Below are 8,947 nucleotides of genomic sequence, written 5' to 3'. Positions count from 1 at the left end.
AGGCGGTTCTACCGGAGGTGGCTCTACCGGAGGCGGTTCTACCGGAGGTGGCTCTACCGGAGGCCGCTCTACCGGAGGCGGAGTTCCCTCGTCTCCGCTTCCACCGCCACAACCGGAAATGATAACTACAAACAAGATAAAAATGCTGAACTTAATTCTGGACATGGAAATTTTCCTTGTCTCTCTACAGTTTCAGTCTTGGGGCTCGCATACTCAAAAGAGAGATTTAAAAACGTAATTACCTCTATAACTAGCCACTTGCCCCATCATAAGTTATTAAGGAATTATCCTTTTAGGTTGAAAGATTACTGACGTCAACTGAACATCGCAGGCTGTGAAAATTCCATACAGCCTAAGAGTGATTCTATTCTACCGCTTAACTGTTTGTCAAGGTAAATATTAAGTTATTTCAGAGTGATACGGAACGTTTAGTCCTAACAGGCCACCCCCTGCTCCACGTGAATTCACACTATTAATTACCTGTTTCCACGGGAAGCAAAGATGTCACCGGGATAAGATGACTCTGGGAATTTAAAGCTCTATAAATACTCTTTGCCCTCTTTGCAAACCCAGGAGCAAAACACTTTGAAAAAACAGACCAGGCATGTTATAGTTCCCCCTCATTTGAAAAACAATGAAGCTCTCAAGGGAGAACCGGAAAAATAAGCATTCTCGTAAATAAAGACTCAAAAGTCCTCGTGCAGGGAATAACGGGAAGCGCCGGGCTTTTCCACGCGACCCAGTGCCGGGAGTACGGAACCAACGTCGTTGGCGGCGTAACGCCCGGAAAAGGCGGAAGCACCGTCGAAGGGTTCCCTGTTTTCGACACAATGGCCGAAGCTGTGCGGGAGACCGGAGCGAACGTGTCCCTTGTGTTCGTTCCAGCGGCGTTTGCGATGGATTCGATGCTAGAGGCCCTCGATTCCGGCGTTGAGCTCGTAATCTGCATAACCGAGGGAATACCCACCCTGGATGTTGTAAGGGTAAAGGAGTACATGAGGGGTTCCGATGCGAGGCTCGTGGGGCCAAACTGCCCGGGCGTCATGACACCCGGAGAGGCCAAGGTGGGAATAATGCCTGGATACATCCATAAACCCGGAAGAGTGGGGATAATCTCAAGGAGCGGAACTCTGACCTACGAGGCCGTCTGGCAGCTTACCAACCTCGACATAGGACAATCAACCTGCATAGGCATAGGCGGGGATCCGGTGATCGGAACCACGTTTATTGACGCGCTCTCCCTCTTTGAGAACGACCCGGACACAGACGCGGTGGTAATGATAGGGGAAATCGGCGGGTCAGACGAAGAAGAGGCCGCTGAGTACATAAGCGAGAGCTTCTCAAAACCCATAGCCGCTTTCATCGCGGGAGCCACGGCGCCCAAGGGGAAAAGGATGGGTCACGCGGGAGCCATAATTTCCGGGAGCTCGGGAAGCGCCGAAGACAAGTTCCGGGCGCTTGAGCGTGCCGGAGTCACCACCTGCAAAAGCCCGGCGGAGATGGGAGAAGCCCTTCAGAGCGCGATATCGCAAAGTTCCCAGGCTTAGCCTTGCATCTTACTCCCCTTCACACGGGCAATCCTTAAAATTGGTTATTATTTTGCCCGTATGGAACTAAAACTTTTTGAACTCGAAATTTTCAACAATCTTCTCGGAACAATCGCCGAGGAGATGGGTTCTGTTCTCGTAAGAGCGGGATTCTCTCCCAACATAAAGGAAAGAAGAGATCTTTCCTGCGCCATATTCAACTCGGACGGGGAAATGATCGCCCAGGCGGCCCATATCCCCATACACCTCGGGTCAATGTCCTTTGCCGCAAGATCGGTGGCAACGGAGAATCTTTGCCCGGGAGACGTTTTTATTCTTAACGACCCGTTCCGCGGCGGAACGCATCTGCCGGACGTAACGTGCGTCGCGCCCGTGTTTGTTGACGGAAAACCGGAGTTTCTCCTTGCCTCGCGCGCCCACCACGCGGACATAGGAGGCAGCACCCCCGGGTCCATGCCCCTTTCAACGACAATCCACGAAGAGGGAATCATAATACCCCCGACAAGGATACGGGAAGGGGGAGTTCTTAAAGAAACTCTGCTCCAGGAGATAATTCTCTCAACCAGGGATCATGAGGAAAGAGAAGGAGACCTGCGAGCCCAGATAGCCTCGCTTGACACCGGGGAGAAGAGGATGCGGGAACTTCTGGAGAAATACTCTCTTTTGAAAATAAACAATGCCGCTTCCGGGCTTCTTGATTACGGGGAGAGGCTTATGAGAAACGCCATAGAGAAAATACCGGACGGCGATTACGTCTTTACCGACTATATTGAAGACGACGGAGCGGGAACACGGGACATACCGATAAAGGCAAGAATAAACGTAACTGGGGACACGGCGGTCGTGGATTTCAGGGGAAGTTCAAAGAAGGTAAGAGGATGTCTTAACGCTCCCCTGAGCGTAACGACTTCGGCAGTTTTGTACTGCTTTCAGTGTCTCTCAGGCGAAGACACCCCCCTTAATTCGGGGACGCTCAGGCCGATTGAGATCAAAGTCGACGAGGACTCCATTCTAAACGCCCGATACCCGAGCGCGGTCGTCGGCGGAAACGTCGAGACATCGCAGAGGATAGTGGATGTGGTGTTCGGAGCGCTCGCGCAGGCAATCCCCGAAACTATACAGGCAGCAAGCGCGGGAACGATGAGCAACCTGGCTTTCGGCTCGCCGGAGGACACCCCTGCTGATTCCTCCTACGCCTATTACGAAACCATAGCCGGTGGAATGGGGGGACGGTCAGGCGCAAACGGGGCAAACGCCGTGCACACGCACATGACAAACACGCTCAACACCCCTGTTGAGGCAATAGAGAGGGAACTTCCCGTAATGGTGGAATCATACTTCATAAAAAAAGGGTCCGGAGGAGCAGGCAGTTTTCCGGGCGGGGACGGAATCGTAAGGCAGTACAGGTTCCTTGAAGACTCACACGTCTCCTTGATAACCGAGAGAAGGGAGAGACATCCCTGGGGAACCCAAGGCGGAGAAGACGGAAAAAGCGGGCAGAACACGCTCGTATCGGGCAAAGAGGAGAAGAAACTGCCCGCGAAATGCTCCATTGCGGTAAAAGCCGGAGAAGCGGTAAGGATCGAGACCCCGGGAGGAGGAGGATGGGGAACTCCTCCGGCTTTTCTCACCGTCGACGCTCATCAGGACATAGCCTTTCACGTGCGTCACTACAAAAGGGATTTCGAGAATCCCGAGGTCCCCTGCATGATAACCCTGCCGGGGCTTAGGCAAAGCGGGGTAAGGGTAGTCTTCAATACCGTTTTCATTCACCCGAAGCACAAGCCCGAAGGCTCGGTGGCGGAAGCCATGGCCCAGCTTGACACATACGACGACATATACTGCGAATACTCGGAAAGCGTTTTCCAGATAAAAAACAGACGGGATATAGAAAGACTCGGCGAGGAAGAGAAAATCGGGTTTTTCACGCTGATGGAAGGAGCGGATCCGGTTTTGAACCCGGAGCATATTCTCGAATACCACGAAAGGGGCGTCCGGGCGGTCGGTCTCTCCTGGAATAACAGGAACATCTACGCGTCAGGGCCCGAGAGCGACGAGGGACTCTCCGAGCAGGGAAAGGAACTTCTCCGCCAAATGAACGCCCTCGGCATCACGCTTGATCTCTCCCATCTGAACGAACGCTGTTTTTGGGAAAGCGTGGAACTCACGGAGCTCATACCCGTTGCGACCCACTCGAATTCAAGAGTGCTTGTGGATCACCCGAGGAATCTGCGCGACGAGCAGCTTCGCGCCATCTCCGAGAGGGGTGGAGTAACCGGAGTTGTTTTCTACGGGAAGTTTCTTAGAAAAGGACAGGGTCTAGCCACCCTAGAAGACATATACGCCCACATAGACCATATCATAAACGTCTGTGGCGAAGATCACGTGGGAATGGGAACCGACATGGACGGAGCGCCCATAAAAGACTTCCCCGAAGAGATGAGGCACATAGCCGAACTTCGCACGCTTCCCGACTATCTTCTCGGCAAAGGGTATTCGAGGGGGGTTGTGGAAAAAATAATGGGAACGAATTTCCTTCGTGTAATAAAAACAAATCTCGAAAAAGTACCGGACGACATTGAGTAACGCGTCGTCGCCCTGTCTCCGCTTTACCCCTCCCTACCGCGTCTTTCCGCTGACATAGGTAAGGTTACTGAACAAGAAGAATGCCTTGATTCGTTTCCCTGTCAGAGATTTGTATCTCAAATAACTTCGTCAGCAGCGCGAAAGTCGCTTTGCTGTTATGATCCTTGGCATCGACGTAAAACCAGTGACCGTTATGTCTGGTAACAACCGAAGCACAGTCTCCATCAGTTCGGGGACTTGAACAAATCAGCTGAGGTCGCGTATCGCTTGATATGATTTCGAATCGCTTTCCAGCGGGACTGCAGTCCCAACCATCTCGCTTTTTGCCTTCTTCACTGCAACCTTCGCCGTTCTTAATAGTTGAAATTTTGACTATTTCCCTGTCCCTATCGGGTACTTTTACGTTCTGCGACAGGTAGTGCATTATTCCGAACAATGAGCGGGTTCCCACTTTTATTTCGGGTATTTCGGAACTGCACTCGGTTTCAGAGTCGGTCAGTATTAAAATTCCTTTTCCATCTTTAATCTTCAAAAGACTCGTCAACTCTTTCCATTGCGGGTCATTATTGTTTCCGCGCAAGCAATCGAAGTTGTCATCCAAAAAGCAGGCCATTATTTTTTTGGGCTGTTTTTCTTTTTTCGTCGATTCTCCTTCGATTTTAGTAGAGGAGCAGATCTCATCAGGGCTGGCTTCGAAAAATCTTACTTTATTTTGTTGTCTCAAATTTTTTAACGCGACAAGTACATCTTCGTATTTGTCGAATTCTTCCTGCTCTGGCAGATAATCCGGCGTAGGTCCGGATGCAAACGGGGCATTTAATGCAGGACCGAAACGCTCAACCGTTATTGCTAGAACGCGTTCTATCGAAAACCCGGATTGGGTAAGATAAAACACCGTCTCCAGCCCCAAACGTTGATTCATGGTCTCATTCAGTTTCTTGCCGGTAAGCGGACTGTATTGAAGGGTAGTTTCACGGGTGCCTCCTATTCCCACCTGTCCCAAGAGATTATTTTCGTTTTTCACACTCTCGTCTACTGAGGAGCCAAGAACGCTGGTTACCGCACCGGTTAATGAAATTTGACTCGGTGCCTGTTTGTATTTCTCCGTTACCGTTCCAACAGTTGTAAATACAGGGGGTGTTCCATAGCGCATGCGCACCAGGTTTTTAAGCATCTGACTGTCTCTGGCCACAGCCATTTGATCAATAAAGTTGCTCTGCCATTTTTCGTTCCAATGCAGAGTTTGGCAGCCGGACAGCAGCAAAGCAACTGACATTATGGCCGCAAGTAAGATAAAGGAACTGATTCTACGGTTTTTGGACATGGTTATAGCTTACGCTTTTAAAAATCCAAGATCTCTTTGTCTTCAAATTAAACTTGCGGGGCTTTATCTACTTTTATCCGTACACTTTCGGCTCTATGTACGGAAGCAACCTTAACTAAATGCTTCTCACCCTTTTTCTCAAGGATTTTTTGCTCCGAAACAGCATCATAAAGCCTGTTTGGATGAAAAAACCAACGAAGGCCGTCAGCCCAGGTTTATCTTGTATCTTCCAGGACCGGTAATCATCAACGCTACATAAGCAAAGAGATATTCAATTGCGTTTGAAGCTCCCTGCCATCCCGCCGCGGGTGACTCTTCCGGAAGATAGAGGTGAAAGAGAACCGCTACGATCATGTTAACGGACAGAAGAAAAGTCGCGGGTACAAAGAAAATTCCCGCGATTATGAAAGCCGAACAGAAAAACTCGGCAAAAGCCGCCATAAACCCCCAGAAAACCGGGTAAAAATCAATACCGAAGGTCTGTAATGACCCCCCGATCTTAGTCCATCTCTCGGGGCCTCCGACCAGCTTCCCGTAGCCGTGGAAAATAAGCATCGAGAAACCGAAACCTATCCTGAGCAGAAAAATTCCTAAATCCGCATCCTTGTTTCTGCCATAAATTGACATGGTCTTTAAACTTTATATTAATCGAACCTATTAGACAAGGTCTTCTCCGCCGTCAACCCCTATCACGTTGCCCGTGATCCAGGAGGCTTCGTCAAGGGAGAGAAGCACAATGGCTTTTGCCACGTCTTCTGTGGTCGTCAGTCTTCCCGAAGGGTTTGCCCTGAGAGCATGATCGATGAGTTTGTCATTTTCAGGAATTTTTCTGAGAGCGGGAGTGTCCGTTACGCCCGCCATTATTGAGTTCGCGGTAATCCCTTGGGGCGCGAGTTCAACGGCAAGCTGGCGTATGTGGGCCTCTATGGCCGCCTTTGCGGCCGATACCGCGCCGTAAGTGGGCCAGACCTTGTGACTCCCCGCGCTCGTCATGGCGAATATTCTCCCGCCCTCGCCCATTATTCCCTCCATAACGAGATCCTGCGCCCAGTAAACGATGCTGTGGGCCATCACGTCCAAGGTCATGTCAATGTTCTTGGTGTTAAGAACATCCCTGCGTTCGTCCGCGACGTAGCGCTTGAGCGTACCGAACGCTACGGAGTGGATCATCACCTTTACCTGAGAGCCATCCTGCTGCACCACGTCTTTTATATCCGCGATAACCTCCTGCCTCTTCTCAGCGTCGGCAACGTTCACGTTGTAGAATTTCACTTCGCTTCCCGTGCTTTTTATCTCCTCCACTATCCCTTCTACCTTTGCCATGGTTCCCCTGCGGTCAAGGTGCACGCCGAAGATATTCATTCCCCGCCGCGCCAGCTCAAGACTGCAGGCCTCCCCGAAACCGCTTGAAGAGCCGAGCACAAGCGCCCAACTGCCTTTAAGAGAATTTTCAAACAATCTGCTTTACTCCTTATGTATGGAAATTAGGGGTGGAATCGTACACGATTTCCCCCCTTTTTCTAAATCGAAAGGATCATTGCGACCCGTTATCCGTCTCTTTGCCGGGGGAAACGGCATACCCAGAGAGGCGGGATTTCTCCGAGAGGTCCGTGGGAAGCTCTTTCGAGGTTTTAATTCCTAACTCCTTTAAATCCAAGGCTCTTTTTACGAGGTTGCCCTTCCCTTCGAAAAGACTGTTCATCGCGCTTTGGTAAGCTTTGTCAGACTGTTCTATCCGTCTTCCCACATCCTTTAGGTGCTCAACGAAAGTTACGAACTTGTCGTACATCCTCCCGGCGCTTTCGGCTATTTCCCTGGCGTTTGCGTTCTGGTACTCAAACTGCCAGATGCTGTGTATGGTTCTGAGCGTCGCGAGAAGAGTCGAGGGACAGACAATTATCACGTTCTTCTCAAAAGCCTCGGAGTAAAGATCCCTCTCCGTCTCTATGGCCAGCATGAAAGCGGATTCAAGCGGAACGAACATCAAAACGTAGTTAAGGCTTCTGATTTCGGGGATATTCTCATATCCCTTGTCGCTGAGTTCCTTTATGTGGTTTCGAAACGAGAGGACATGCTGCTTCAGGTAATCTTTTCTTTCCTCCTCATCTTCGCAGGAGACGTATCTTTCGTAAGCCGTAAGAGATACCTTGGAGTCGATTATGACATCTTTTCCCTCGGGGAGATGAACGATCACGTCGGGTCGGAGGGTATTGCCGTTGCCCCCCTTGTAGCTTGACTGGGAGTGATACTCCTTGTCTTCGGAGAGCCCTGACATCTCAAGCGCCTTTTCAAGCACTATTTCCCCCCAGGCACCTTGGGCCTGAGATTCTCCCTTGAGAGCGGTAGTAAGATTGAGGGCTTCCTGGCTCATCTGCTCGCCCAGGTTCTTAAGATTCTCTATATGGGCTTTAAGGGAGGCTCTGTCGGTGCTGGCTTCCTTGTGTGTATCGGTGACCTTCTTCTCGAAATCCTTTATCTGCTCGCGGAGGGGATTAAGGAGAGTCTCCATGTCCGCCTTGTTTTTGTCGGTGAATTTCTTTGTCGTATCCTCGAAGATCCTGTTTCCCAAGTTCTCAAATTCGTCACCCAGTCTTTTTTTCGCATCCTCCAGTATAGTCAGCTTTTCCTCGAAGCTTTTTCTTTCCTGTTCTATGGTCGCATTTAACCCCGACAGAATGATCTCTTTTTCAGCAACCTGGGACCTGAGTTCACCGATCTGTCTTTCGAATCCTGAAATCCTCAAATCGCGGTCCGCGACGGCGGCTGCCTTTTCTTTCATGCTGGATTCAAGGGAGGCTTTCTCGGCATTAAGGGCGCCTGCGGCCTCAACGGAGTCTTTAAGCTTCTCCTCAAGCCCGGCACCCTTGCTCTTTGACTCTTCAAGTTCGGTCCTGATCAAGGAAAGCTCGGTTTCGGTCGACTCACGCCGACCCCTTTCCCTGGTCAGGTAGTAGAAGAGCACGAAGGCAACAATCGCCATCGCCCCCAGATGGGTAAGCAGACCAGAGATATCCATAGAGTTATTATAAACGATAAAAGGGGTCGCGGGGAGCGGCCCTCAAAAGGTTTTGCCCCATCAGGGGCGGAAGAACCTCTGGCAACCGAATATAACGCTTGAGAAAATTGTGTGTTGGTATCGAGAATTTTCAAGCCTCGCAGTAAGCCTCACGGTCGGTTAGTACTCATCAGCTTAATTCCTCACGGAACTTACACCCTAAGCCTATCAACCTCGTAATCTTCAAGGGACCTTAAGGAACTTACGTTCGGGAGATCTAATCTTGAGGCAGGTTTCCCGCTTAGATGCTTTCAGCGGTTATCCTTTCCGAGCATAGCTACCCAGCACTGCCGTTGGCACGACAACTGGTACACTAGAGGCTCGTCCACTCAGGTCCTCTCGTACTATGAGCAGATCCTCTCAAATCTCCTTCGCCCGCTACAGATAGGGACCGAACTGTCTCACGACGTTCTAAACCCAGCTCGCGTACCGCTT

General features: G+C 50.6%; 6 protein-coding genes and 1 rRNA gene. 2 read left to right on the top strand and 5 right to left on the bottom strand.

Translation table 11 applies throughout. From position 1 onward, the window contains the following. The first annotated feature begins 662 nt into the window (after positions 1-662). Both sucD and F4X55_01295 read left to right on the top strand, forming a co-directional pair. Positions 663-1,547, top strand: a complete 885-nt coding sequence (gene sucD, locus F4X55_01300) for a succinate--CoA ligase subunit alpha (GenBank protein MYC39645.1) — start codon at positions 663-665, stop codon at positions 1,545-1,547. Between the two features lie 60 nt (positions 1,548-1,607). Continuing rightward, on the top strand, positions 1,608-4,133 hold the full coding sequence (locus tag F4X55_01295) for a hypothetical protein (GenBank protein MYC39644.1): 2,526 nt from the start codon (positions 1,608-1,610) through the stop codon (positions 4,131-4,133). A gap of 64 nt (positions 4,134-4,197) precedes the next feature. Here F4X55_01295 and F4X55_01290 read toward each other — a convergent pair whose 3' ends face one another. From F4X55_01290 to F4X55_01270, 5 genes are all read right to left on the bottom strand, one after another. Continuing rightward, the gene (locus F4X55_01290; protein ID MYC39643.1) at positions 4,198-5,457 is read right to left on the bottom strand and encodes a hypothetical protein; all 1,260 of its coding nucleotides are present in this window, start codon (positions 5,455-5,457) and stop codon (positions 4,198-4,200) included. A 204-nt stretch (positions 5,458-5,661) separates the two neighbouring features. Then, on the bottom strand, positions 5,662-6,084 hold the full coding sequence (locus tag F4X55_01285; GenBank protein MYC39642.1) for a DoxX family protein: 423 nt from the start codon (positions 6,082-6,084) through the stop codon (positions 5,662-5,664). Between the two features lie 30 nt (positions 6,085-6,114). Continuing rightward, positions 6,115-6,915, bottom strand: a complete 801-nt coding sequence (locus F4X55_01280) for an SDR family oxidoreductase (protein ID MYC39641.1) — start codon at positions 6,913-6,915, stop codon at positions 6,115-6,117. Between the two features lie 76 nt (positions 6,916-6,991). After that, a complete protein-coding gene (rmuC, locus tag F4X55_01275; protein MYC39640.1) occupies positions 6,992-8,473 on the bottom strand; it encodes a DNA recombination protein RmuC in 1,482 nt (493 codons plus the stop codon). A 140-nt stretch (positions 8,474-8,613) separates the two neighbouring features. After that, positions 8,614-8,947: ribosomal RNA gene (locus F4X55_01270) — 23S ribosomal RNA — on the bottom strand; the annotation flags it as partial.

The sequence above is a fragment of the Candidatus Dadabacteria bacterium genome (genome assembly GCA_009840385.1).
Lineage (GTDB): Bacteria > Desulfobacterota_D > UBA1144 > Nemesobacterales > Nemesobacteraceae > Nemesobacter > Nemesobacter australis.
This window is presented reverse-complemented; position numbering and strand designations above follow the sequence as displayed.